The organism is Streptococcus suis, from assembly GCF_046032515.1.
Classification (GTDB): Bacteria; Bacillota; Bacilli; order Lactobacillales; family Streptococcaceae; genus Streptococcus; species Streptococcus suis_AL.
Genome location: NZ_JARQPJ010000012.1, coordinates 25,420 through 48,127 on the forward strand (window position 1 = coordinate 25,420; position 22,708 = coordinate 48,127).

The following is a 22,708-nucleotide window of genomic DNA, read 5'->3' on the forward strand; positions in this document are numbered from 1 at the left end:
TACCTCTTATTCCTTTTCAATTTTAGTTTTTTGAATATATCCTAGAAGTAATCCTGAAATAATAGCTCCAATTGCAATTGCTAACACCCAAAGTCCAGCATTTGTTACTACAGGTAAGACTAAGAATCCACCATGTGGAGCAGGTACTTTTACACCCCAAAGATAAGTTAACACTGCACCAATTGATGACCCAAGCATCAACGTCGGTAGATTACGGAGTGGATCTTTTGCAGCGAATGGGATAGCCCCCTCAGTGATATGTGTAGAACCTAAGATTAAATTTGCAAGACCTGCATTGCAATCTTCATCAGAGTAATATTTACGGAATACTGTTGTAGCAACAAAAGTAGTCAATGGTGGGACAATACATGCTGCAGAAACACCTGCCATAAAGCTAGTATTTCCTTGTGCTAAAAGGGCTGTACCTGTTACATACGCTGCTTTATTTACTGGACCACCCATATCAAAAGCAGACATGCAACCAATAATAATTCCAAGAATTATAGGATTGGCATTTTCAAATCCTGCAAGCCAAGCCATCATAGATTCATTTACCCATGTCATTGGAGAGTTCACTGCCACCATAAATAATCCTGTAACAAAAACACCGAACAATGGATATAGGAAAATAGCTTTCAAACCATCTAATGATTTTGGTAATCCCTTAAATAGTTTCATTAGAGCCAAAACAATATAACCAGCAGCGAAACCACCAACGATACCACCTAAGAATCCCGATCCTCCATTTGCGGCCATCAAACCAGCGACAAGACCTGATACAAATCCAGGACGCTTAGCAATAGATTCGGCAATATAGGCTGATAAAACAGGAACCATCATGCCCATTGCTACACCACCAATGTCATTTTTCAACATAGCAGCAAAAGGATTATATTGTTCACTATTTGGGTCAAATGAAAAAATACCAAATAGGAATGAAATGGCAATCAAAACTCCTCCTGCAACTACAAATGGAAGCATGTGAGATACACCGTTCATTAGATGTTTATAGATTTGACGTCCAAAACTCTCATTTCCTGCTGATGGAGTTTCTTGCTTAATAGCTTCACCTGTTTTCACAACACCTTTACCAGATAAAGCATCATCAATCAATTTAGAAGCATTTTTAATACCTTCACCAACTGAAGTCTCAATGACACGTTTCCCTGCAAAGCGTTCTGCGTTTACATCCTTGTCAGCTGCAATAATAACCGCATCTGCTGCTGCAATTTCTTCAGCTGTCAATTCGTTCTCAATACCAATTTGACCATGAGTTTCTACCTTGATAGAAACGTTACGCTCTTTAGCCGCTTGCTCAAGTGCTTCTTGAGCCATGAATGTATGTGCAATACCAGTTGGACAACCAGTAGCTGCAATCAATTTATAAGTAGCCATCTACTTTACCTCCATTTTTTAGCGATATTTGTTTACTTAATTCATCGACATCTGAAAAATCCGTTAGTCCACTTCTAAATGCTGTCGAAGAGCCTGCAGCAACTGCTTTGATTAAGGATTCCTCAGTTGATAGACCCAATATTTTTGAACCTAAAAAAGTACCAAGAGTAGTATCTCCCGCACAAGCAGTATTTACCACTTCTCCTTTCGGTGCGTTGCAAGTAAATACTTCACCACTGTCCGTTAACATAACTGCCCCCTTACCACCTAAAGAAATCAGTACATTTCTTGCACCTAAGTTTTGAAGTGATTTCCCATATACTAAAATCTCATCTTCTGATATATCATGCACTCCAAACCATTGTGCAATCTCTTCATCATTTGGCTTAATCAGATATGGCTTATACTTTAGGCAAGTGAGAATAACTGGATCACTAATATCTAAAATTAAAGATACGTTTTTTTCATTTGTTATCTCAGCTATCTTAACTAAATAACTGGAATCAATTCCTCTAGGAAAACTTCCTGAAATAACTAAATAATCATTTGAACCTAGCAATCGAATTTTTTCTAATAGAGCATCTTGAGCAGAAGGGGAAATTTCTGGACCTTTATTTACCAATTTATATTCCTCTGATGTTTCTAGAACCTGTGTAAACACATTAATTCTAGTTATTCCATCTACGTCAATAAACTCTTCGGTAATCCCTTTAGCAAGTAACTCATCCTTGATGTACTGTCCCGTAAAACCTGCACTGAACCCCAAAGCTGTATTTGGAATATCTAGCATCTTTAGTATAAACGAGACATTAACACCTTTTCCATTTGGTTGCAGTTCATCGTATAAAGTTCGATTAACGATGTTATTTTTTAGTTGACTTGTTTTGATAAACATATCGATAGCCGGGTTCATTGTTAAAGTATAGATACCCACACCTTGTTCTCCTTTCATACTTTTTTTGTTATAATAATAATAACATTTTTAAAATGTAACTGTTTTCTAATATTCTAATGATTTTGTAACAATTTACTTTACAGGCCATCCGAAAATTCAATAAAGGCAAACTGAAAATCATAGATATTAATGAGCAAAAAATATCAGTTTTAAGAAAGCAACTTCATCTAATTTTGTGTGTTGTAGTTTCTTTAATGATGATTACATGTTAAGATGCTCTTCCCTTTTTGAGATTAAAAAAATTCATAAAGCATAAGGAATAATAATGGCGATCAATAAACATTTGACTGAAACTGAAAAACACACCTGGACACATCTTAATAACAAATTTAAAGAGATCTCTACTCTTAGCATTTCGGAAGCTAGTGAATTATTAAATGTTTCAACTGCTACTATTACCAGAACACTACAAAAAAAAGGTTATACTGGATTTTCTGATTTTAAGCACGATGTAAAAGATAGAAAACAGGATAGCTTAACCATACTCAAAGATAAAAAAATTACAGACGAAATCAAAGTTTCCGTATTAAAGAGTTATCAAGAAGTTACAAAAACTCTTAATGAACTTGACCTAGAAACATTAGAAATGGCAATCTCAAAACTACAAATTGCAAAGAAAATTACTATTTTTGCCAGAGGATTTTCTGAATTACTTGCTACTGAGATGCAAACAAAATTTCTCTTACTGGGGTATTATACAGAACTTCATACAGACCCAAACATTATCCGTACTGTAAGTGCCAGATTGGATACAAATGATTGTGTGGTATTTGTATCCTTAAATGGAGAAACGATTGAATTACAAGATGCTGCAAAAATTTGTCAAAAGAACGATACCACTACTATACTCCTGAGTGCTAACCCCTCAGGTAGCCTATCAAATTATACTCAGATAAAGCTTTTTGGATTTAAAACAGAGTTAACATACTTCCCAGATGTAGAAGTACATTCACGCCTTCCACTTTACATTATTGGGCGTTTATTATTAGATACTTTAGCTGCAAATCAAAAATAGACCTCTACTATTACAATACAAAACATTAAAACTCCCAATATTGGAATCAGTATATGAAAAAATGACCTGACTAACAATCAGGTCATTTTCATATAAATTTTTTATAGGCTTTTACGAGCAGAGCAACACACTCCACGTAATTCGTAGTTGGTAAACAATTAGAATATTTTAAAATAGAATGTTTTCTAATGGATATTTTTTTGAAAGCAACAATAGCATTTCAAACAATTTATAGTAAATAATATTATTACCATCGTAATCATCTAACTAATTTGTAATTGTTATAGAAATTAAGTTTTTAGATATCTAAAAAATATTATATATACTGCAATCACTTGAAAACAGTGGAAACAATTATATTATTGTCTTCATTGAATGAGGAAAAATATAATTTATTTTTCAGTAATCTGCAAAAAATTCCTCAAATTCACCTTCGTTGAGTTCCTTTTGTGGCATAATGACTGTTGAATAAAAAAGGTAGAATTATGTCAACAAAAAATAAAACTAATAATTTTGTAACGCTTCAAGAAATCGAGAAAAGTTTTTCCGCTTTTCCAGGATTCGTTGGAATAGATGCAATTTCACTGCAATTTACATCCGATATCTATATTTTGAATAATTTCAACAGTAACATATTAAAATTGAATTGGCGTAATACAACTTTGTATATCAACTATCATCAATCTGGAAATATAAAGAGACTAACTTTAAAATCAAATGAATTTGGAAAAATTACAATCGATAAGGAGGATTCAAATTCAAGTCAAGGTTTGGTTACAATCGATTTGATTACTGAACATATAAATATCCGTACATCATCTATTCTCGAAATTCAAAATAGAATTCTAGAATTAATTTTTGAAATTTCCAAAAATATTGAAATAAATATAGAAACCCCATCAGGAAAAAACATCGTTATCAAGGAAATCGAAATTGCTTTTACATTCGCAAGTTTGAATCGTATACATTTACAAACAAGATTGCTTTTATTTCGTTGCTTCATTAATGATCCACAACCAAATTTAAAACGTTACGATATAAAATGTGATAGCGAGGATTATCACATTATCGAATCTTGCGTTGGAAAATTTCAAAAATATGTGTTATATGATAAAACCGCAAAATTAATTAACGATGGCTATTTAAAAGATTTTAAAAATTTCACTTTCAGAATATATAGGTTAGAAATAACATTAAAGAAAAGTAAAGTTACCAACGCACTTAACACAAATATTCTAGCTGACCTGCATGACGAAAATATTATTAACTTTTTAAAACAGGAAGGGCGAAAAGCTTTCAACAATTATATCAATTTAATTAACGAATCTATTAAACAAACAGATGAGGAATTAGAATTTTTTTATCACAAAAATCAATCATATGATTATATAGATAAATACTTAATTAATCTGATAAATAATGTCACAAAGCATATAACAGTTAATACATTAGATGAAGAAATATTCATCTATTTGAAATTATCATTCTTAGATAATCTCAAAAATAAAGCACGAACAATTAGATTGTTTCTAAAAAAAAGTATGGAGCAAAATGATATCAAAGAATATTATTTATCCGAAATGATCTCATGGCAAACGTTGCTATTGTTAAACTATTTTTGGAAATTTCTATGTTATATTAGTAATACAAAAAAATCATTATCAGTACCTATCCAAAAAACAAATGGGTTAGTATATGTTCTACAAATAAAAAGGTATACCATACTTACCTTGGTAATGTTTTGGTTTGGTTACGTTGTTAAATTGTTCCATTTGCTTTTCCTCCTACGATATCCATCGCATCCTCAACGCTCCTAGCCACACCGGCTAAGGCGCCGAACTTTTGCATTCGATCGATAAATTTCTCTTGCTCTGGTCGTACACGACCCTTTTCGTTTTTTACTTCGATGAAAAATATTTGTCCGTCTTGTCTAAATCCAAATAAGTCACTAAAACCTTTTGGCAGACCTGTGTCAAAGTATCGTCCATCAGACGTACGGACTTTGCCAACGTTGGCACGGAAGACCAGACAACCAGCCTCCGTCAAACCAACTCGAATATCATTTTGTATTTTATGTTCTTTTTCCATATATTTCCTACTAAAGGTTACACATCTCGAAAAAAGATAGATAACCTCCAAAAAACCAGTCATATCAAGGGTTTAGCCCTTGTTCCACCCCTAAAAGTTACCCGTTACCCCCTATTTTCTATTTATATATATTTTATATATTTATAATTTAATAAATAATAAGAGAAGATAGGTAACCGGTAACTTTTTTATCAAAAACTCAGTAATATCAAGGGTTTGACTAGGTTACCTATCTATAAAAGTTCGGTAACCTAATCAGTAACCAGTAACTTTTTATCAAGACAAACTGCAGTCGTGTTAGGGTCGTTATCGTTATCCCAATAAAAACCTGTATATCTGCGAGGAACATCCAGCGATGGTTTGAATCTCCTTGTCGGTTTTGCTCTTTTCTTCTCCCATTCTGCAGGGAGTAATTTTATGAGCTGACGTTCAAACTTTCCTTTAGCCACTTTTGTAATCCCTTCTTCTTTGCACCACTCCTGATACAACCACCACAAGAAACGGACCGGCAGGCGTTCGGATTGAAATGTTCCGAACCATTCGTCAATAAACGCTTTAACTGTATCGTTGCTAGATTTAAATTCTTCCAAGACATCCAGCGTTGCCTGTGGCTCGCTGAATCGTGTGAAGTTTAACTCAAGGGCTTTTTTCAACACATACTGTTTCACATCATCCCTATTGATGTACTCATCCTTAATCTGCCAATTATCTTCCTTGGCTGAAAATGTCTTCCGAAAGGGGATGATAAGAAAACGCCGATAGGTTCCGTTGGTTTTATTCTTAAACCTCGGCAATTCGTTGGTTGATTGAATGACGGTTTTTTTGAACACGGTCGAGTAAGGTTGCTTATTCTTCTCCTCGACTAATACTGGCTCACCAGTCACGACGCTGTTAAAATTCGACGATTCATCAATGTAAACACCAGCCTGCACATCGTCCCCGATGATAACAGTTTTACCTTCAATCATTGACAAGGCGAAACGTTCCGAAAACTGATTCAGTTTCAAGGTTGCTACATTACGGATACCGACAATATTTGTAATCAATTGTTGGACCGTACCCTTACCGTCATTTCCTTCACCGACAAACCAGATAGACTTCCTGTACGAGTAGTTCCCATTTAGGCTGGCTGAAATAACCTGCCATAAGAGATGAACCAAGTCTTCGTCACCGCTCATCAAATCCAGTAACCAACTATCTACATCCCAACCGTCAATGTTTGGTGATGCCGCAAACGGATCATACTCTGTCTCAATGGTTGAAAATGCCACGAACCGATGGGTAAAACCCGACATCTTCTTCAACTGTTTGTCAAAAATACCGTTTTTCACCAGAATGAAACGTTTCGGATCCTGGTAATCCCCGATAGAAAAATCGCATGAGAATCCATCATATAGATATTTCCGTTTGGTTGCTGCTAACATGAATAGTACGTTCTTGGACCGTGTCTCGGTAAAAGTAGGTTCTAACAATCTGATAACCTTGTAAGCAAAAGATGGGTCTTTATGATAATAACCAGCGTCAGGATCATAAACCGCCACCCTGTCGTTCGGTAGGTTGATGACATATAGGATTTGTTCCAAACCTTCCGCAACAGCTAACTCTGTCAAGCGTTTCGGTGGCTCTTTTATTTCTTCCATGGTTCCATACTGCGTTTCTTTCCACTTAGCCTTTTCCAGCCAGTCGTTTCTGTAATCACGACAGGCCAGACGAATCTCACGCCAGTCGGTCGGTTTTTCGTAGACAGCTGGATGTGGAACGACGTTTTCGTACTCTGCTTTAATCTTCGCTATATCCAATACCACTTCGCCTATCAAGCTCCTTTCTTAACATACTTTCAAATGTCCTATCTACCTCCTGCTGAGATAGAGGACTTGGCGTGTAATGATTAGCTATTTTTGCTAACATATAAGCTGCCTCCTCATCAACACCACGGATCAATAACCCGCCAATCAAACTAGCTAGATTATTGTTTCTTCCACCTTCATCACCCAAACCGAAAACAATTTGTTCAAATAGCTTAGCTGTTTTACTGCTGTATTCTGGGTTGTATTTAGTTATAAAATTGATTTTGCTTGGTTTCTTCTCTGCTTGTAAGATGTCCAACAGCTCCATCGGAGCCTCTGCCATCTCTTCGACAGACTGATCCCAGACATATTTTCCCTTGGGATTGTTGCTAGGTGCTACCAAGACATAATTGTTCGGGTGGGCTTTGATATCAATTCCTGGACGAACCTTAATATCTTGACTAATTTGAACACCTTTAGGTTTCTTGAGAAATATATGCCTGCCACCACTCGGCGTTGTCGCCTGTAGAGTGGCAGGGATATATTGTTTCAATTCCCATTCTTCAAAACTGGAATAGCCATCCACATCATCTCGAACATCAATATCAATAACAAAGAAATCCGTTGTTTTTACAGCTATGTTGGCATCTGGGTTATCACGCCACAGACGCTTGATTTCTAATTCTGAAAAAGTCTTATCCTTGTACGCTGTTATGGCCCGTTTGCTCTTCTTATCAATCGGAATGACAGAAAAACCAAGGCGAGCATAGTGCAAGGCGTATTCTACCATTCCTGCCATAGTCTTAGAATGGCAAATCTAAGTCATCCACAACAGGCTGACTAGCTTGGACAGCAACTGGTGGCAATTCTGATTGCTCGTATTTCTTGATATTCAGGTTGTCATAGGTCTTACCGTTGTATTCAGACTGCTCATTCTTAACCGTGACTTTCAAGTTCTTACCCTTGATAAGGTTCAAAAACTGCTCCACGGTCTGAATTTCAATGTTTTCAGGCAATTTTACCGCCTTAGCATAACGCTGAAGAGCAAATTCAGGGTATTGCAAGGTTTCTTTGTTGATCCAAATCTTGTCAAAGATAAGATTGTTGCGGAACTTCTGCTGGAAGTCCTCACGGATTTTCAAGCGAATATCCAAGAAGTCGGTGCCACCTTTACTTGCAGATTGCTCCACATGTGAAATAAATACTTCGTAAGTTCCGTCTTCGATAGATGAAAATTGTTCTGCTGCTTCATAATTTACTGTAAAAAGTCCCATTCTTAATTCCTCCAAAGGTTTAATTCTTTTTGTTTGTGCCACAGCCAGCCTGGGGCGTAACCGTGGATAATTCTAAATGCTTTTAATTCTGCGAGAGACTCACATCTCTCGTATTTCTTACCATATCGTTTGACACGCTTGTAGACCAAAGCCTCTTCCCGTGTCACTTCTATCATCTCACCGCGGATAGAGACAAACTCCATCCCCTGGTTGATTAAAGTTAACGTTTCATTTGTTGCCTCCTGTTCAATATCCTTGATAATTTTCAATGGTTCATCACAGTAAGGACATTTTCCATCGACAATCTTATCCCTATAAAATGTCGCAAAGCAATTCTCGCAAGTCTTAGGCGCCTCTTCCTTCTCTTTACTGGATGATTTTGTTTTATCAACGCCTTCCAAGGTCCAGTAGCGGTCATCGTTTGGCAGACCGTGCCGAATGTGATTTCCGACATGATCTATCAGTATGGCACGTTTGCCATCTCTGGGATTCAAGGCGCGCATTGCAAACTGCAAATACAAACTTAACGATGCCGTCGGTCGTAGCATGATGCAGACGTCAACACCTGGCAAGTCAATCCCTTCAGTAAATAAATTGACGTTCACCATGATAGTCACTTCTCCGTCACGAAAGGCACGCATTGCCCGCTCTCGTTCGACTTTCGGAGTTTTTCCAGACACTACGGCTGATTGGTACCCTGCTTCAAAAAATCGCTTAGAAACCCTCTCAGCGTATTCTACGCTATGGCAATATACGATAGCTTGTTTTCCCTTTGCCAAACGTTCGTAATGGCTCAAGTAATCGCCGTGCTGTTGCTTGAAATCAAAACTATCATCAATCGACTGGTTCGTGTACTCGCCCTGCCGTTTCCTTAGCTTTGCCTGATCAAGCAGATTGATAGAATAATAGTCAAACTCTGAAATATTGCCATGTTCCTGCAACCACAGGATAGATTTACCGACAACCAAATCATCCGCCATATCGTCAAAACCAGAACCATCCAAGCGTATCGGAGTTCCTGTAAAAAACAACTGTACCGCCTGGTGATAATATTTTAAAATCTGTTGGTATTGACTAGCCTTGATATGATGCGCTTCATCCACCAAGATGAGTGTCGGCAAAGGTAATTTTCCTAACTTCCTGACAATACTACCAACTGTACCGATATAGACCAATCCCATGTCGACACCAGCGCGGCTGAATGTCTCAAAAACTTGTTCGTTGATTTCCTTGCGATGACTGAAAAACAGTACCGTCTTTTGCTTATCTGTCGCATTCTTGGCGATGTGAGCCATACAAACTGTTTTTCCGGACCGTGGGGGTGACTGCACCATGATTTTACGGTGGCCTGCAAGCATGGATTTCTTGATATCCAAAATCAGTTCAACTTGGTAGTTCCGTAGTGAAAAGCTCATCTACTTTGCACCCCTTACGGTCATCCAGACGATTTTTTGCGTAGACACTTGCCGACGGTTGTAAAATAAAACCTCTCACTTCCTCGCCGTCTTCAGTGGTCTTTTTGACCAATCTAGCCACCACATCGGTCAAGCCTAAGAAGTTATTCAAAATCTTAGAACGAATATCAGGCATGGCCCTGTTGTAAATCATGCCATTTTCATCCGTCCACTGATCCGAAGTCTCCCAAGCTGTGAACACAATACGTTTTTTCAGCTGCAATAAGGCCCGCAAACTATCCAAAATAGTGAAATCTACCCGTTGGTAGTCCGCTTGAGAAGGCACCCTGTGGTTCTTGCCCTCGCGACCTAAATTCGCCAAGCAAGCCCGAAAGAGTTCTGATACATTGTCGACGACGATGGTGTCGAATGGTTCAGCCGCTCCTTTTAGTAATTCTTTGACAACATTCAACCATTCGTCCCAGATTTTATGCGAGTCTACTTTCGCAATAGAAATATTCTCGCACCCGTTTAGAACCTTGGATGACTTGTCAATATCAATCACCAAGGTCTTACCTGGGATGTATTTCAATGCCGAAGTCTTCCCAAACCCTGGGTTCCCATAGATGAGATAACAGGAATCATTTAACATTATATCTGTCGCTTTTGTAATTTTCATTTCACTACCACACTGCGCCCTTCTGTCAGTTCAGCTCCGAAAACAACTTGACCATTCTTGATGGCTTTCTTGATTTCCGTTTTATTCGGTTCAACTTTCACTTTCAAAAATTCATCTGCTAATTTCGATGGGTCAAAAATAGTGACACTTTCCGTTTTTCGGAGTGATAATTTAAATAATCCAGTATCAACCTTCTGTTGATTAGTTAACATCATCGCTTCTTTTACACGTTCCTTAAAACGTTCCGCCCTTGCTTCAGCTTCTTTTTGTTTTTTGGCGAACGCGTCTTTTTCAGCCTTAAACCGTTCTGCATCGGCTTCGGCATTACGTTGCATCTTGATAAACCATTCGCAAGATTGCGCAAAATTTTCTTCAAAGTCAATACTTTCAAGCGTGTCATTAAACGTTTCATCGTCCAATTCCATAGCTTGAAGCTGGGCATAAATCCCTTCTAATTCGTACAAAAACGCCATATTACAAGTCCTCCATAAAATGATTTTCCAAAAATTTAACGTATGCAGCGATATACTCCAACTGGTCATGGTCGTAACCTTGCTTGTGGGTAATCAAGCAGGCAACATAGTGATCATGCATAGCCATAAAATCCTTGATGCCGATTGCTGCATCACTTTCCATTAGTTCAATTAAATCTTGTCTTGTCATAATCTAGCCAAATCATTCAGCAACATCCGTATCTCACGAGCGTTCAAGCGGATCTGGTTGCTATCAATCTCTCTACGATTTGCTTCTCGCAGGACTTCAATCTGCTCTTCCAGAATCTCTTTCTGATACTCACGGAATGCTTTTAACCATTCATCTTTCTCAAAAAAATCTGTATAGTCAATACCACCATTATCTAAACGAACTGCCCGACGATTTTTCACATCTTTAGAAATCGAAGCCTTGACAGTATTCTCTTTAATCTTCAATACCTCTGACACTTCCTTAGAAGATGCGTTCGGATGTTCGCGATAGTATTCCCTAATCCTTTCAATACTAGTCATAAGCCCTCCACTTTCCGATAACTCTCGGCTCTTCATCTGATATACAGAATGGACAAAATATCATTGGTTCTTCTGAGCGCGATTCCCATTGTTCAAGACAATCGTCACACACGTATTCTCTGTCGTAAATTGTCATACTAGCCCTGCCTGGATCTTCACGATTTTCAATTCCACAGCAAGTTCGTACGGTGACATAGCTTGATAAAACTGTCGTGTTTTACCTGTGAAATAGACAATCTGATCAATTTGATTTTCCCGTCCAATCCCATTGCTAATGTGCATGTCTGCCCCACTTTCTAGCTGCACGAACTGGTGCATCATCAGCAAATTTGATTGGTTCCCAGCTTGCTAGCGACTGTTTAATTTGATTCTTCCAGGCTAAGCGATCAGCTTCAACTGCCCGCTCACAAGCCATAGCGATTTTGTAGTCGAGCAAAAGCTCCTGATCACGCTTCTTCCGCTCCTTCTCCGCTTTCCACTGTTCCACAACTGCCGCCGTCAAAATCGGCACAGCGAAGATTCCTAATGTAAATATCGCTTCTGTCATATCGACTTCCAATTCACACGCATCCACTCAACCACCGCATCTCGTGGAAATCGTGGGTGCGACCCTTTCTTTTCAATTCTTGGAAAATCCTTCAAGTGTGACACCCTCTGGAATTCCGTCTCATTTGCAATCCCTAGCAACTTCTTGCACTGCTTGCTGTTGAGTAGCAAAGGCATTGCAAGTTCTAAGTTAAACACCTCAAATACCTCTACCAGCCTAACTTTTAGTTGACTGATAAAACGTGATATGAGGCTTTCAGCAATGTCATCCATCTTGTCAAACCTCGCTTTCGTGTGTTATAATTTAATTGTAATTTTTAGTAAGCCACTGTTCCCGCAGTGGTTTTTTATTAGCTTTTTGCTAATTCATCCAGACTCACATCAAGAGCCTTAGCGATTTTAACAACATTACTAAACATCATATCCTTCTTCTTCCCAGATTTTAGTTCTGCCAACATCGTATAATTGATACCTGCTTTCTTTGCTAAAGCGTAGATAGTAATTCCTCGAATATTAGCGAGTTCTTCAATTTTCTCCCACATCTTCAAAACCACTATATATAGTGCTATATCCGTCTTTAGACTGATATTATTTCTATATATTTTTGTTATTATCAACTTATGACAATCAGGTAAGCAAATTCAACTTTAACTACCAAATCTAGTGATTTTCTCCTGTGCGTCAAATATTATGGAAAGGAGAAGAAGTATGAGCAAGTTAAGTCCAAAACCAAATAATCAAAAAAGCTTAAGACTTGGGCAGATTTGGATAATCAATTAAAATTTGCTTTTGACGAACGATTATCAAGTCCGATAACATCTATAAATCCAAAACTCTATGCGATGCCTGTTGAAGAAATAATTCAAGAATTAGAGAAGAGTGGATATACTGTCATTGAGCATGGCGGTTCACTCGTTATAAAGTAGCGCTAACTTCTCTTCAATAGAAGTTATCTGCTTTTGTAAAATTTCTAAACAATCTTTTTTCCAAGCTTTGACTATTTCTGTGGTCGAAGCTTTTTTTCCTTGATACGGATACCGTTTTGGTCTCATCCCCTTCTCCTTTCTAGTTAGTTAGTAAATATGCTATAATTAAAGTAAAAACGATTGGAGAACTGTTATGAAAAAGTATTTTGTTCCTGCGACAAACTGGAAGATGTTTTATCAATCTGTCCGCCCACTGCCAGAGCCATTTAACTCTGCTATGTACTCAGCTATATTTGACCATCTAGCAAGTGTTGCGCAAGACATTTTCCCTAATCTCAAAGACGAAAACATATCGATTATCTTCGCTCCATTTATCGACTGCCCATTGTCTTTTCCAGAAGAGCATTTGATTTTCTTACACTTACAAGAAATCAATGAGCATTCTCAAGTTATTTACCAGTTAGGTCACGAGCTATTACACGCTTACTATAAATCGCCTTCTAATACGCCGATGTTTTGGCTTGAAGAAGTCTTATGTGAGGTAGCTTCTCACCTTTTCCTACAAGGTTTTGCTCAAGAGTGGTCTAAATCTGCAAATTCGATAATTAAATCTTTCACAGACTTCACGCTTGAGTACAGCGAATTACAGCTTCAAGAAAGCGAACCTGTAAATCTAAAACAATTACCTTTGGACTACTTAAAAGATAATCCCACAGGAAATCGTAAGATAAACACTTACATAGCTGCGATTATGCTTCCCATTTTCCAAGGCAGACCAGACTTTTTAGCAGAGTGTCAGAAACTGTCAGAACTCTATGTAGTCGCTGACTTGAATACTTTTTTCGACAAGGCTTATAGCCATATTTCTCCCGAATATCATCTAGAGCTAAAGAAATTAGAAACGTTGTTTATCTAACACCTTCTATCCCTTGAGGAGTATTTGACTGGAACTTGACACCGTCAAGATTATTATCTGAGATACCCCTTCCTTTCGAAAGTGCATCGTTAATCAATGCCAGCACCTCTTTTTTATCTGTTTCTGTAAGATGTGGATATAACTGTTCTCCAAGTCTATCCACCCTTTCAGCAATATAGGTCACAGTCCTCAGTATTTCATTGAGGGCTGTTCTTTCTAGTTCGTTCATCCCTTTCTCCTTTCTAGTTTGGTTGGCCTTTCCCTACTCAATACCCACAATCCGCTTGCGTGTGATTGTTTCCTCGACAATTTGGATATGTTCCAGTCCTTCTGTAAAAATAAAGCTTGCAACAGCCGTCCGCGACCTACCGCTACCGATAGCCAAATCATCTATTTGGTCGTAGATTTCCTTTGGTACCGCGATTGTGTAAAGTCCACGATCGTTTTTGACCCCTGCTGGTCGTCCTTTCTTGTTCATGTCCTCCTCCTTTCCATAAATAGCAGAGCTGTACCGCCCTACTCCTCTCTCAACTTCTCCGCCAGCACCAACCGCACATAAGCCGCCATCGACAGCCCCAGACGCTGGCACTCCACCCCCAACCGCTTCTTCATCTCAACCGACAAAGACACATGTATAGACGTCATGATCACCCCTCCTTCCACCTGTTAGTTAAAGTTCTTGAAGAAGTCAAGAACTTTTTATACAAGTATTGTATAAAGTTTGACCAAAGACTGACCATTGGGGAAATAGCAGAGCTGGCGTGTTTGATTACACTTCAAGTGTATATAAACTTCTAAAAAATTACACCTCAAGTGTAGTTTTCTTTTGAAAAATAACATCGTCAATCGATACACCGACGATGTCGCAAAAACGCTGTGCCACATCAATACGCATTATGGTATTGTAATTTTCATAATCGTCATAAGTGGGACGAGTAACACCAAGTTCCAAAGCCATTTGTTTCTTAGTAAGTCCTACCTTAGCACGAGCCATTTTTAAAGTTAATTGCAATAACCTTCACTCCTTTCTATGTAAATAGACCAATCAGCCACCAAATCAAGCCAACCAGCCCGACCAGTGCCAACAGATTAAGCAACAATCCACCCTTGATAGAGATAGTCGTCTTTGCCCTGCCATCCTGACTGACAAAGATCTTTTCATAACTACCAAAGAGAATTTTTTTCCAACTCATAAGATACTCCTTGCGGGAAGTACAGCCAATGTGGTACACTATACCTATCCCTCTTACGAGGGAGGGAGGCTCCTGCCCCCCTACTTAATCAAGCTACCACTCGATTAAGTATTTTACTCGAAGTCTAAACCAGAAGAATTGAATGTCAAATTCGATTTCTCTGCGTTTAGGCTTTTTTTCGTGTTTAGCCATTGGCTGTACCTCCTGTTTTTATTTCGGTTAATTCCTTAACCTTGACTATATTATACTACACTTGAAGTGTACTTGTCAATACTTTTTTACAAAAAAATAAAAAAACTTTACATTTTTACACTTAAAGTGTAGAATACAGATAAGAAAACACTGTGAGGAGGCTAAAAAAATGGACATTTTAGCTTACAATATTAAAGAATATAGAAAAAGTAAAAAACTTACCCAAAAAGATTTAGCTGTATTACTAGATGTTGCTCCGACTGCAATTTCTGCTTGGGAAGTTGGACGAAATAAACCTTTAATGGATAAAATTGAGCAAATGGCTCAAATCTTCAATATTAAAAAATCTGAACTCCTCGGAGAAACCCCCACCACAGCCCCTAACAGCCTCATAGAGCAGATTTCGGACAAGGTGGTGCAATTAACCGAACCCAACCAGAAAAGCGTGCTACGCTACTCTAGCGAGCTCCTAGATAAACAAAATACAGTAACATACAGTAAGAATACAGTAAATGAACTGCAAGCCACCTACCACACCTACAACTACTACGACCAACCCGCTTCCGCTGGCACAGGTCAGTATCTGAATGATGTAAAGGTTGAAACAATCGAATTACCTATTGAAGTGGACGCTGACTTCGTTGTCCCTATCTACGGAGACTCCATGGAACCAGAATACCACTCAGGCGATTATATATTCGTCAAACTATCTGTAGACCTATCTGACGGCGACATCGGAGTATTCGCCTATAACGGCGACGCCTACATCAAACAACTCCGCATCACAGACCAAGGTGCCTATCTTCACAGCCTGAACCCAGACTATGACGACATCCCCATCACAGCAGACACCGACTTCCGAACCATCGGCGAAGTCGTGGAGGCGTATAGGGAGAGGTAGGGAGGAGATTTTTATGAAAGAAAATCCATACTTTGAGAATGCCAAACAAAATTACATCAAAGTAGAAAAATTATACAAACTTGGCAAGGCAAAACACACCTCCACCAAATACCGCTTCCTAGCCCCTGCTGTCAAAAGACAATCAGAGCAGTATCTTTACGAGGCAGAAAGTCCCAAAAGAAAATATTGGAAGTTTAATCGTGGTTCACTAGTCTTTGTTGAATTTGGAGTAAACGTTGGTGGAGAGTTGTCAAACAATCATTGGGCTATAGTACTTGATAAAACAGATTCACCGTACAAAAAGACATTGACAGTCATCCCAATCACTTCCAAAGAAAATGACAACACTGTTCCGTTACAAGAAATAATTGGTCAACAATCATTTAAGTACATAGACAAAGAATTTGCTAAACTAGAACAGAAGATAACTGAGGAAAACACTTCAAGTGAGGAGTTCCAACTCACCATTTCAAATCTAAAAGAAGTCATCGACTACTATGGTAAATACCTCAAGCAATCATTCGCAAAATGCGACAGCCTACAAACCATTAGCAAAGATAGGATACTCAAAAAGAACCCCTTAGACCCTGTAGGAAAGATAAAAGTATCACCAGAAACTCTTGACGCCATCAACGCAAAAGTTAAAGAATTGTATTTCTAACCAAAATACTTTACAAAAATCAAAAAAAAGTATAAAATATGACTGTATTAGAGGTAAAGCCTCATAAAGTTTACATTCGGGATTTAGTCCCATACCGTACGGCAGTCATGTTTTTCATGGCTGCTTTTTTGCTATTTTACAAAAAAACAAAAAAATCCCCACACTCTCCGCCGACCAAAGCTTGAGTGTAGGGTAATTCCGTATAGTAAAAACCTGCTTTGCAGTAGGTCTCTTTACTATACCCATTTTATCAAATTAGAAAGGGTAAATCAATGGCATATTTTAGAAAAAGGGATAACGGATGGGAATACCGTATCTCATATAAAGCCCCAGACGGCTCATATAAGCAGAAATCTAAGTCAGGATATAGAACCAAGGCAGAGGCTGTTCAAGCAGCATCCCAAGCTGAAATTGAGCTGTCCAACGGCATTGTGGAAGATAAGAACATTACCCTTGCTGAATACTTTGAAAAATGGATGCTTGTCCACAAGAAGCCTCATGTCGGACCAGAAACATTTGGTAAATATGAATATACCCTTAAACTGATTACTATATACTTTCACGAAACGAAACTCTCGAAAATAAACGCTACTTCCTATCAAAACATTATAAACGAACTGGCAAAATGTTATGTGAAAGATAGTGTCAAAAGGTTCAATTCGCATATAAGGGCAGCAATTAAAGTTGCTATCCACCAGGGAATTTTAAAAAAAGATTTTACCGAAATTGTCAAGATTTTCTCCGATGTCGAATCCAAGAAAGAGGAGGATAAGTACCTGGAACTAGATGAATATGAACAATTAATCACAGATTATCGAAAGACAATTAAGTACCAGTCCCACTTCTTCCTGTACACTATCGGAAAAACCGGACTTCGTTTCTCGGAAGCAGCAGGCATTACAGAGCCTATCGTTGACCGCGAAAATATGTGTTTACGAATCCGCAGGACTTACAAGGTTTACGGAAAGAAGAAAGGTTGGGGACCTACTAAGAATCCGCAATCAGAACGAGATGTGCCATTTGATAGTGAGTGGCTGAAAGCATACGACGAGTACATGAAAGTTGGATATATAGACAATCCAGATAAAAGATTGTTTACCAAATTGACAGGGACTGGCGAAAATAAAATTTTAAAGAAAAAGACACGTCAAACATTTAATGTACACGGCTTACGTCATACCTACGTTAGCTGGCTAATCTATCATGACGTGGACGTTGTGACCATTGCCAAGTTAGTAGGACACAAGGATGCGACCGAAACATTGAAAACATATTCGCACTTATTCAAGGCTAAACAAGAAGAATCATTCGACAAAGTCAGAAATTTAATGGAAAAATTTGGGGCAGATTTGGGGCAATAAAGTTAAAAACCCTTGTGTATCAAGGGTTTTTGTTGTATTTTCATCTCCCCTGCAGGAATCGAACCTGCAACTAATTCTTAGGAGGAATTTGTTATATCCATTTAACTAAGGGAAGTCTGCTTCTCTATTGTACACTAGAAGAGAGCAGATTGCAAGAGCAAGGTTATATAAGTTTTTTTCAAATTTTTACAAAAAGCAGAACCTACTCTAAGATGAAACACAATTGTTTTTATGTATTTCTCTCATGATAATCTCTAAAAGAAGTAATTCTATAATGTACTTCGAAAGTTTGTCGTTTTTATGCTTGATTCCTATTCCCCTTCCTTACGTCTCATTGAGACAGCCATTCCGAGTGAAACTAAGCCACCCAAGCTAATAAGAAGTGTGCCTAGGGCTTCTTGACCGGTACTTGGAAGTGTTTGATTTCCTGATGCTTTTTCAGCTTTCTTATTTGAAATAGGAGCCACACTTCCAGATGGTGCCGGTTGCTCGTTTGCTTTCTGATTTGCTACACTACCGCCACCGTCGTTTGCTTTTTCAGGTGTTTTCGTATCGGTAGTTGTCCCAGCAGCATCTCCTTTTTCTTCTGCTTTTGATTCTTCTACGTACTCCTCTACAAATGCTTTTCTACCTGTAATAGTGGCACTAATGGTTTGACCTGCTTTTTCTAAATCAGTCAAATACTCCACAAATACTTCTGTATCTGGATTGATAGCGCCAATCAGTTTAGCTTCTTTGAAAATCGAGAAGCCATCCCCACCGCCAAATAGGAAGTCATTGATGACAAGTGTATAGGTTTCTGTCGGAACAAACTCTGTTCCATCTTCTTTGAAGGCTTTAACAACCTTGTAAGGATTTTCTTCCGTTGGATTATCTGCTTTCGTGTAGATATATTTAATTCCAGACATTTGAAGGAAATATTTTTCGCCTTCATCGTATTGTTGATTTAAGGCTGTATAAATCTGCTCACCTGTCATTTGAACGACTTGTAGGATATTCCCAAATGGTTGAACAGCTTGTGCTGCTCCCCAAGTAACTGTTCCATCCTCTTGGACCTTCAAATCTGCCCGAATCCCGCCATTGTTGGTCATTGCAAAGTCAACATCATAACCTGATTTCTTAGCAATAGCTAATTGAGCCGATGTTACTAAATTACCCACAGCACTTTCTTTAAATTCATTTACCTCGCGAGAAATATCTGTCGCTTGACTAGCCGTACCAATTTTTTGCTCTGTTACTTTTTTAACGATGGCATTTGCTTCGTCTACAATCGCCTGAATTTCTGGACTTGGTGTTTTCTTCCCTGGTGCCACTGCAATAATTTTCGCAGTCGGAACTTCTTTAAAGTCGGCAATATCTGTATCATAAACAGCTCTAACATCTGCATAAGCCTTACCTTGTGAGGTAGCTTGTACAATCAAGGTTTTGCCTGTTGTACCGTTTGTATAGACATGGTTGTGACCGGCAAATACAAGGTCAACTGAGTGTTCAGGATAGATTTCATTTAGCTTAGCAATCATATCTGCAGCTTCACCAGCAGCCACACCATCCTTGCTTGTAGCTGGGACGTGAGCCAGTACAACTATCGCATTTACACCCTTTTCAGCTAACTCACGCGCATATTTTGCAATCGTCTCTGCCTCATTCAAAAAAGTGTACTGCTCATAGTTTTTCTTCAAAACAAGATTAGGAATTTCTGTCGTAACTACACCAATAAAGCCAATATTTGCTTCTTTATCATTTACAGGAATAGTCTTAATAGCATACGGTTTCCAGCCATACGGAATTTCACCCGTCTCTTTGTCAATAACGTTGGCAATAACAATCTCCTGTTTGGCAGCTTCATGAGTATAATTATCTACAATCTCATTAAACTGGCCTTCTTTTGGAGCTTCACCAGTTATGATACGGTTATACTCATCAAGTCCCTCATCAAACTCATGGTTCCCCAAAGTACCGTATTCAACATCCATTTTGTTAAAGACTTTTACAGTTGGTTCATCTTGTAAAAGTCCAGAATTCGATGGACTTGCGCCAACCATATCTCCGGCTTGAACACGGATAGACTCTGCAGGTGTTTCTGTTTCTGCTGCTGTTTCTTCAAATTCTGCTTGCGAATCATCCATGTAAGCATCAAGCAAAGCAGCAGTTCCTGCATTCCGAACTGTTTCCCCCTCCAATCGCGCTGTCCCTGTCGTATCAAGCGCACCATGGAAATCATTAACTCCCATAATTTGGACAGCTAATTCATCTGCTAAAACAGCCTGTGTTGTAATGACACTAAAACCAGCTACAAGAGCTAGTACACTGCTTTTCAACCGAATATTCTTTTTCATAAGCAAAACAATGCTCCTTCTATTTTTTTCATATTGACATATCTATAATAATCCTTTTTTTACGGCTTTTCAATATCAAATCAGTCATTTATAACAAAAAATTATAAAAATATTCGTTTATTCTTACTTTTACATCATTTTTCTGAAAAATATCTTGTTATTTTTATACATAATACGAAAAATCATCCCTCTTCCCATACACAATTCTCTCCAAAGTACTCTTCGCAACTAAAAAATCTCTTCCAAACGGAAGAGAACTGTTCTTATTTAGCTGCTTTATAAAGTTCGTTAACCTTGTCCCAGTTAATCACTTCAAAGAAGGCTTTGATGTAGTTTGGACGGACGTTACGGTAGTTAAGGTAATAAGCATGTTCCCAAACATCCAATGCCAAGATTGGTTTCAACCCTTGCATGATAGGTGTGTCTTGGTTAGCTGTTGAGATAACCTCTAACTTGCCTTCTTTGTTGACAACCAAGAAAGCCCAACCTGAACCGAAGCGAGTTGTTGCTGCTGTAGTGAAGGCTTCTTTGAATGCATCAAATGAACCAAAGGTTGCATCAATATCTGCTGCCAATTCTGCTGAAATTTCTGTTTTTTCAGGTGTAAGCAATTCCCAGAAAAGAGCATGGTTCAAATGACCACCACCGTTGTTGATAAGGGCTTGACGGATATCAGCTGGAATTTGCTCCACATCTGACAAAAGAGCTACCAAGTCTTCGCCAATTTCTGGGTATTTTTCAAGGGCAGCATTAGCATTTGCAACATAAGTTGCATGGTGCTTGTCATGGTGCAGGGTCATTGTTTCTGCATCAATATGTGGTTCCAAGGCATCGTATGCGTATGGAAGGTCTGGTAAAATAATTGCCATTTTCTTGTTCTCCTATACTAATTGATATTCTTATTTTACTCCAATGTGAGAGCCTTTTCAATTTTTTTGTCTGAAAATACTAATCAGACACTTAACTCGTTGCAATTTTTAACAATGTAAGATCAAACAAGTAATCCTTATCAAACCGTCCTGTCTTGATTTGATAATCTGTTTCTATCAATAATCGAACAACTTTTTTCAAAAATCCAATGGACAGATGGCGTGAATCACGCAAAGCATACTTTACTTGGTATGGATTCACCTTACGCCCCATAATAGTTGATAACTCAGCTACTATCTGCTGTTCCCCTCGGCCTTGCTCTACTAGGATTTGCACTTGTAGATAGGTTCGAAATTGGGTTAACATGATGGCAATCAACTTAACCTCTTCCTCCCCTTGCAACCGCAAGTCACGAACTAAGTTGCGAGCCTCGTCTACCTTGGATTGTAGAATTAACTGTGTTAAATCAAAGATATTATCTTGTAGTGTTTTGGGGATAGTCGCATCAATATCTGAAATTTCAATCGTCTCTTTTCCCTTATAAGATTGAAGAAAGACTAGGTTCTTACTGATTTCTGCAAAATCAAAATTGGACTTTTCTAAAAGATATTGAAAAACCTCTCCTCCCATCTGCAATCCAAGACGCATTATCTCCTTTTGGAAATGATTTTTCAAATCCATCTCCTTCAGAGGATTTGCTTCTAATACTAGTCCATCTCGTTTGAGGAGTTTGACCAAGCGTCGCTTGCTATCCAACTTTCCTGGGGCTAGGATAATCAAACGTGTTGTTTCGACAGGATTTTCCAAATAAGCCTCAAACTGTTTAAGCTCATCGTCCGTCAAATGCCGCTTCTTGTCTGTGGTCAAATCAGAAAAATAATCCAGGATGACAACTTTTTCGTCTGAAAAAAATGGGAGAGAAGCCAAATCCAAATCCACCTGACTATAATCAGCTTCTGACATGTCAAAATAGGCAAAACTAAGGTCTGCAGGATCGAAATCAATCTGTCGCAACAATAAATCCTTTGCGATCTGATATTGTCCAACATCCTCACCGCATAAAACGGTCAAGGAACCTAACTTCTCTTTTTTAAATGTCTCAATCTGTCCAATAACTAACATGTATACCTCTAATTCTTAATAAATTATACCATGTTGAAATAAAAATAGAAAACAAACTCATTGATAATACTCAATAAAAATCTATCATTCAAC

At 38.3% G+C, this 22,708-nt stretch carries 30 protein-coding genes and 1 tRNA gene; 6 read left to right on the top strand and 25 right to left on the bottom strand.

Going from position 1 to position 22,708, the window contains the following annotated elements; genetic code table 11:
• Positions 1-6: 6 nt before the first annotated feature.
• Entirely contained in the window at positions 7-1,395 is a 1,389-nt protein-coding gene (locus tag P7J49_RS06625) for a PTS fructose transporter subunit IIC (RefSeq protein WP_029997660.1), read from the bottom strand.
• Positions 1,382-2,329, bottom strand: a complete 948-nt coding sequence (gene pfkB, locus P7J49_RS06630; protein ID WP_032534262.1) for a 1-phosphofructokinase — start codon at positions 2,327-2,329, stop codon at positions 1,382-1,384. Before pfkB ends, P7J49_RS06625 begins: the two co-directional genes overlap by 14 nt.
• Before the next feature lie 286 nt (positions 2,330-2,615).
• On the opposite strand from pfkB, the gene P7J49_RS06635 reads away from it, so the two are divergent.
• Positions 2,616-3,365: a MurR/RpiR family transcriptional regulator gene (locus P7J49_RS06635; RefSeq protein ID WP_408570112.1), complete on the top strand. Its 750-nt coding sequence runs from the start codon at positions 2,616-2,618 to the stop codon at positions 3,363-3,365.
• A 485-nt stretch (positions 3,366-3,850) separates the two neighbouring features.
• Positions 3,851-5,182, top strand: a complete 1,332-nt coding sequence (locus tag P7J49_RS06640) for a hypothetical protein (RefSeq protein ID WP_408570114.1) — start codon at positions 3,851-3,853, stop codon at positions 5,180-5,182.
• On the opposite strand, the gene P7J49_RS06645 is transcribed toward P7J49_RS06640, so the two are convergent.
• The 14 genes from P7J49_RS06645 to P7J49_RS06710 form a co-directional block, all read right to left on the bottom strand.
• Positions 5,124-5,453 carry a VRR-NUC domain-containing protein gene (locus P7J49_RS06645; protein ID WP_024377126.1) on the bottom strand — a complete coding sequence of 110 codons (330 nt, stop codon included), beginning with the start codon at positions 5,451-5,453 and terminating at the stop codon, positions 5,124-5,126. The genes P7J49_RS06640 and P7J49_RS06645 overlap by 59 nt on opposite strands.
• 251 nt (positions 5,454-5,704) lie before the next feature.
• Entirely contained in the window at positions 5,705-7,258 is a 1,554-nt protein-coding gene (locus P7J49_RS06650) for a DNA primase family protein (RefSeq protein ID WP_029876106.1), read from the bottom strand.
• Positions 7,233-8,039, bottom strand: a complete 807-nt coding sequence (locus P7J49_RS06655; RefSeq protein ID WP_024377128.1) for a bifunctional DNA primase/polymerase — start codon at positions 8,037-8,039, stop codon at positions 7,233-7,235. The genes P7J49_RS06650 and P7J49_RS06655 overlap by 26 nt, the downstream gene beginning before the upstream one ends.
• A gap of 4 nt (positions 8,040-8,043) precedes the next feature.
• Positions 8,044-8,514: a DUF669 domain-containing protein gene (locus P7J49_RS06660; protein ID WP_002936952.1), complete on the bottom strand. Its 471-nt coding sequence runs from the start codon at positions 8,512-8,514 to the stop codon at positions 8,044-8,046.
• A 2-nt stretch (positions 8,515-8,516) separates the two neighbouring features.
• Positions 8,517-9,929 (bottom strand): DEAD/DEAH box helicase, encoded by a 1,413-nt coding sequence (locus tag P7J49_RS06665; RefSeq protein ID WP_024377129.1) that lies wholly within the window; start codon positions 9,927-9,929, stop codon positions 8,517-8,519.
• The gene (locus tag P7J49_RS06670; protein WP_408570117.1) at positions 9,898-10,587 is read right to left on the bottom strand and encodes an AAA family ATPase; all 690 of its coding nucleotides are present in this window, start codon (positions 10,585-10,587) and stop codon (positions 9,898-9,900) included. Before P7J49_RS06670 ends, P7J49_RS06665 begins: the two co-directional genes overlap by 32 nt.
• Complete coding sequence (locus tag P7J49_RS06675; protein WP_024377131.1) at positions 10,584-11,060, bottom strand: siphovirus Gp157 family protein; 477 nt, start codon at positions 11,058-11,060, stop codon at positions 10,584-10,586. Before P7J49_RS06675 ends, P7J49_RS06670 begins: the two co-directional genes overlap by 4 nt.
• Before the next feature lies 1 nt (position 11,061).
• Entirely contained in the window at positions 11,062-11,250 is a 189-nt protein-coding gene (locus tag P7J49_RS06680) for a hypothetical protein (RefSeq protein WP_024377132.1), read from the bottom strand.
• Entirely contained in the window at positions 11,247-11,591 is a 345-nt protein-coding gene (locus P7J49_RS06685) for a hypothetical protein (protein WP_024377133.1), read from the bottom strand. Before P7J49_RS06685 ends, P7J49_RS06680 begins: the two co-directional genes overlap by 4 nt.
• A gap of 132 nt (positions 11,592-11,723) precedes the next feature.
• Entirely contained in the window at positions 11,724-11,873 is a 150-nt protein-coding gene (locus P7J49_RS06690) for a hypothetical protein (RefSeq protein WP_153308688.1), read from the bottom strand.
• The gene (locus tag P7J49_RS06695) at positions 11,863-12,138 is read right to left on the bottom strand and encodes a hypothetical protein (protein WP_074415327.1); all 276 of its coding nucleotides are present in this window, start codon (positions 12,136-12,138) and stop codon (positions 11,863-11,865) included. Before P7J49_RS06695 ends, P7J49_RS06690 begins: the two co-directional genes overlap by 11 nt.
• Positions 12,135-12,410 (bottom strand): hypothetical protein, encoded by a 276-nt coding sequence (locus P7J49_RS06700; protein ID WP_044771496.1) that lies wholly within the window; start codon positions 12,408-12,410, stop codon positions 12,135-12,137. The genes P7J49_RS06695 and P7J49_RS06700 overlap by 4 nt, the downstream gene beginning before the upstream one ends.
• Before the next feature lie 77 nt (positions 12,411-12,487).
• Positions 12,488-12,679: a helix-turn-helix domain-containing protein gene (locus tag P7J49_RS06705; protein ID WP_408570120.1), complete on the bottom strand. Its 192-nt coding sequence runs from the start codon at positions 12,677-12,679 to the stop codon at positions 12,488-12,490.
• A 366-nt stretch (positions 12,680-13,045) separates the two neighbouring features.
• On the bottom strand, positions 13,046-13,189 hold the full coding sequence (locus P7J49_RS06710) for a hypothetical protein (RefSeq protein ID WP_099780081.1): 144 nt from the start codon (positions 13,187-13,189) through the stop codon (positions 13,046-13,048).
• 67 nt (positions 13,190-13,256) lie between these two features.
• Here P7J49_RS06710 and P7J49_RS06715 point away from each other — a divergent pair, with 67 nt between their 5' ends.
• Complete coding sequence (locus P7J49_RS06715; RefSeq protein ID WP_408570122.1) at positions 13,257-13,979, top strand: hypothetical protein; 723 nt, start codon at positions 13,257-13,259, stop codon at positions 13,977-13,979.
• Here the strand turns inward: P7J49_RS06715 and P7J49_RS06720 are convergent.
• The 5 genes from P7J49_RS06720 to P7J49_RS06740 all read right to left on the bottom strand — a co-directional run bounded on the left by P7J49_RS06720 (position 13,972) and on the right by P7J49_RS06740 (position 15,172).
• Entirely contained in the window at positions 13,972-14,208 is a 237-nt protein-coding gene (locus P7J49_RS06720) for a hypothetical protein (RefSeq protein WP_029178278.1), read from the bottom strand. The two genes, P7J49_RS06715 and P7J49_RS06720, sit on opposite strands and share 8 nt — an antisense overlap.
• 33 nt (positions 14,209-14,241) lie before the next feature.
• Positions 14,242-14,457 carry a hypothetical protein gene (locus P7J49_RS06725; protein ID WP_044674118.1) on the bottom strand — a complete coding sequence of 72 codons (216 nt, stop codon included), beginning with the start codon at positions 14,455-14,457 and terminating at the stop codon, positions 14,242-14,244.
• Between the two features lie 38 nt (positions 14,458-14,495).
• A complete protein-coding gene (locus P7J49_RS06730; protein WP_004195146.1) occupies positions 14,496-14,624 on the bottom strand; it encodes a hypothetical protein in 129 nt (42 codons plus the stop codon).
• A 157-nt stretch (positions 14,625-14,781) separates the two neighbouring features.
• Entirely contained in the window at positions 14,782-14,991 is a 210-nt protein-coding gene (locus tag P7J49_RS06735) for a helix-turn-helix transcriptional regulator (protein ID WP_024401629.1), read from the bottom strand.
• Positions 14,992-15,007: 16 nt separating this feature from the next.
• Positions 15,008-15,172 carry a hypothetical protein gene (locus P7J49_RS06740; protein ID WP_087013647.1) on the bottom strand — a complete coding sequence of 55 codons (165 nt, stop codon included), beginning with the start codon at positions 15,170-15,172 and terminating at the stop codon, positions 15,008-15,010.
• A 361-nt stretch (positions 15,173-15,533) separates the two neighbouring features.
• Between P7J49_RS06740 and P7J49_RS06745 the strand changes: the two genes are divergently transcribed.
• The 3 genes from P7J49_RS06745 to P7J49_RS06755 all read left to right on the top strand — a co-directional run bounded on the left by P7J49_RS06745 (position 15,534) and on the right by P7J49_RS06755 (position 18,287).
• On the top strand, positions 15,534-16,265 hold the full coding sequence (locus P7J49_RS06745; protein ID WP_408570124.1) for an XRE family transcriptional regulator: 732 nt from the start codon (positions 15,534-15,536) through the stop codon (positions 16,263-16,265).
• A gap of 13 nt (positions 16,266-16,278) precedes the next feature.
• Entirely contained in the window at positions 16,279-16,926 is a 648-nt protein-coding gene (locus P7J49_RS06750) for a type II toxin-antitoxin system PemK/MazF family toxin (protein WP_044767505.1), read from the top strand.
• A gap of 272 nt (positions 16,927-17,198) precedes the next feature.
• The gene (locus P7J49_RS06755) at positions 17,199-18,287 is read left to right on the top strand and encodes a tyrosine-type recombinase/integrase (protein ID WP_332424329.1); all 1,089 of its coding nucleotides are present in this window, start codon (positions 17,199-17,201) and stop codon (positions 18,285-18,287) included.
• A 43-nt stretch (positions 18,288-18,330) separates the two neighbouring features.
• Here the strand turns inward: P7J49_RS06755 and P7J49_RS06760 are convergent.
• From P7J49_RS06760 to holA, 4 genes are all read right to left on the bottom strand, one after another.
• Positions 18,331-18,402, bottom strand: a tRNA-Arg gene (locus tag P7J49_RS06760).
• A gap of 196 nt (positions 18,403-18,598) precedes the next feature.
• Positions 18,599-20,623 carry a surface-anchored 5'-nucleotidase gene (locus P7J49_RS06765; RefSeq protein WP_408570126.1) on the bottom strand — a complete coding sequence of 675 codons (2,025 nt, stop codon included), beginning with the start codon at positions 20,621-20,623 and terminating at the stop codon, positions 18,599-18,601.
• A gap of 263 nt (positions 20,624-20,886) precedes the next feature.
• Positions 20,887-21,492 (bottom strand): superoxide dismutase SodA, encoded by a 606-nt coding sequence (gene sodA, locus P7J49_RS06770; protein ID WP_408570128.1) that lies wholly within the window; start codon positions 21,490-21,492, stop codon positions 20,887-20,889.
• Between the two features lie 91 nt (positions 21,493-21,583).
• Positions 21,584-22,615 (bottom strand): DNA polymerase III subunit delta, encoded by a 1,032-nt coding sequence (holA, locus tag P7J49_RS06775; protein WP_408570130.1) that lies wholly within the window; start codon positions 22,613-22,615, stop codon positions 21,584-21,586.
• Positions 22,616-22,708: the final 93 nt, after the last annotated feature.

Bases quoted from the DNA above. Each gene is read 5' to 3' on its own strand.
- P7J49_RS06625 (WP_029997660.1), bottom strand. From the start codon at position 1,395: ATGGCTACTTATAAATTGATTGCAGCTACTGGTTGTCCAACTGGTATT.
- P7J49_RS06635 (WP_408570112.1), top strand. From the start codon at position 2,616: ATGGCGATCAATAAACATTTGACTGAAACTGAAAAACACACCTGGACA.
- P7J49_RS06640 (WP_408570114.1), top strand. From the start codon at position 3,851: ATGTCAACAAAAAATAAAACTAATAATTTTGTAACGCTTCAAGAAATC.
- P7J49_RS06645 (WP_024377126.1), bottom strand. From the start codon at position 5,453: ATGGAAAAAGAACATAAAATACAAAATGATATTCGAGTTGGTTTGACG.
- P7J49_RS06655 (WP_024377128.1), bottom strand. From the start codon at position 8,039: ATGGCAGGAATGGTAGAATACGCCTTGCACTATGCTCGCCTTGGTTTT.
- P7J49_RS06660 (WP_002936952.1), bottom strand. From the start codon at position 8,514: ATGGGACTTTTTACAGTAAATTATGAAGCAGCAGAACAATTTTCATCT.
- P7J49_RS06665 (WP_024377129.1), bottom strand. From the start codon at position 9,929: ATGAGCTTTTCACTACGGAACTACCAAGTTGAACTGATTTTGGATATC.
- P7J49_RS06670 (WP_408570117.1), bottom strand. From the start codon at position 10,587: ATGAAAATTACAAAAGCGACAGATATAATGTTAAATGATTCCTGTTAT.
- P7J49_RS06675 (WP_024377131.1), bottom strand. From the start codon at position 11,060: ATGGCGTTTTTGTACGAATTAGAAGGGATTTATGCCCAGCTTCAAGCT.
- P7J49_RS06680 (WP_024377132.1), bottom strand. From the start codon at position 11,250: ATGACAAGACAAGATTTAATTGAACTAATGGAAAGTGATGCAGCAATC.
- P7J49_RS06685 (WP_024377133.1), bottom strand. From the start codon at position 11,591: ATGACTAGTATTGAAAGGATTAGGGAATACTATCGCGAACATCCGAAC.
- P7J49_RS06690 (WP_153308688.1), bottom strand. From the start codon at position 11,873: ATGCACATTAGCAATGGGATTGGACGGGAAAATCAAATTGATCAGATT.
- P7J49_RS06695 (WP_074415327.1), bottom strand. From the start codon at position 12,138: ATGACAGAAGCGATATTTACATTAGGAATCTTCGCTGTGCCGATTTTG.
- P7J49_RS06700 (WP_044771496.1), bottom strand. From the start codon at position 12,410: ATGGATGACATTGCTGAAAGCCTCATATCACGTTTTATCAGTCAACTA.
- P7J49_RS06705 (WP_408570120.1), bottom strand. From the start codon at position 12,679: ATGTGGGAGAAAATTGAAGAACTCGCTAATATTCGAGGAATTACTATC.
- P7J49_RS06710 (WP_099780081.1), bottom strand. From the start codon at position 13,189: ATGAGACCAAAACGGTATCCGTATCAAGGAAAAAAAGCTTCGACCACA.
- P7J49_RS06715 (WP_408570122.1), top strand. From the start codon at position 13,257: ATGAAAAAGTATTTTGTTCCTGCGACAAACTGGAAGATGTTTTATCAA.
- P7J49_RS06720 (WP_029178278.1), bottom strand. From the start codon at position 14,208: ATGAACGAACTAGAAAGAACAGCCCTCAATGAAATACTGAGGACTGTG.
- P7J49_RS06725 (WP_044674118.1), bottom strand. From the start codon at position 14,457: ATGAACAAGAAAGGACGACCAGCAGGGGTCAAAAACGATCGTGGACTT.
- P7J49_RS06730 (WP_004195146.1), bottom strand. From the start codon at position 14,624: ATGACGTCTATACATGTGTCTTTGTCGGTTGAGATGAAGAAGCGGTTG.
- P7J49_RS06740 (WP_087013647.1), bottom strand. From the start codon at position 15,172: ATGAGTTGGAAAAAAATTCTCTTTGGTAGTTATGAAAAGATCTTTGTC.
- P7J49_RS06745 (WP_408570124.1), top strand. From the start codon at position 15,534: ATGGACATTTTAGCTTACAATATTAAAGAATATAGAAAAAGTAAAAAA.
- P7J49_RS06750 (WP_044767505.1), top strand. From the start codon at position 16,279: ATGAAAGAAAATCCATACTTTGAGAATGCCAAACAAAATTACATCAAA.
- P7J49_RS06755 (WP_332424329.1), top strand. From the start codon at position 17,199: ATGGCATATTTTAGAAAAAGGGATAACGGATGGGAATACCGTATCTCA.
- P7J49_RS06765 (WP_408570126.1), bottom strand. From the start codon at position 20,623: ATGAAAAAGAATATTCGGTTGAAAAGCAGTGTACTAGCTCTTGTAGCT.
- sodA (WP_408570128.1), bottom strand. From the start codon at position 21,492: ATGGCAATTATTTTACCAGACCTTCCATACGCATACGATGCCTTGGAA.
- holA (WP_408570130.1), bottom strand. From the start codon at position 22,615: ATGTTAGTTATTGGACAGATTGAGACATTTAAAAAAGAGAAGTTAGGT.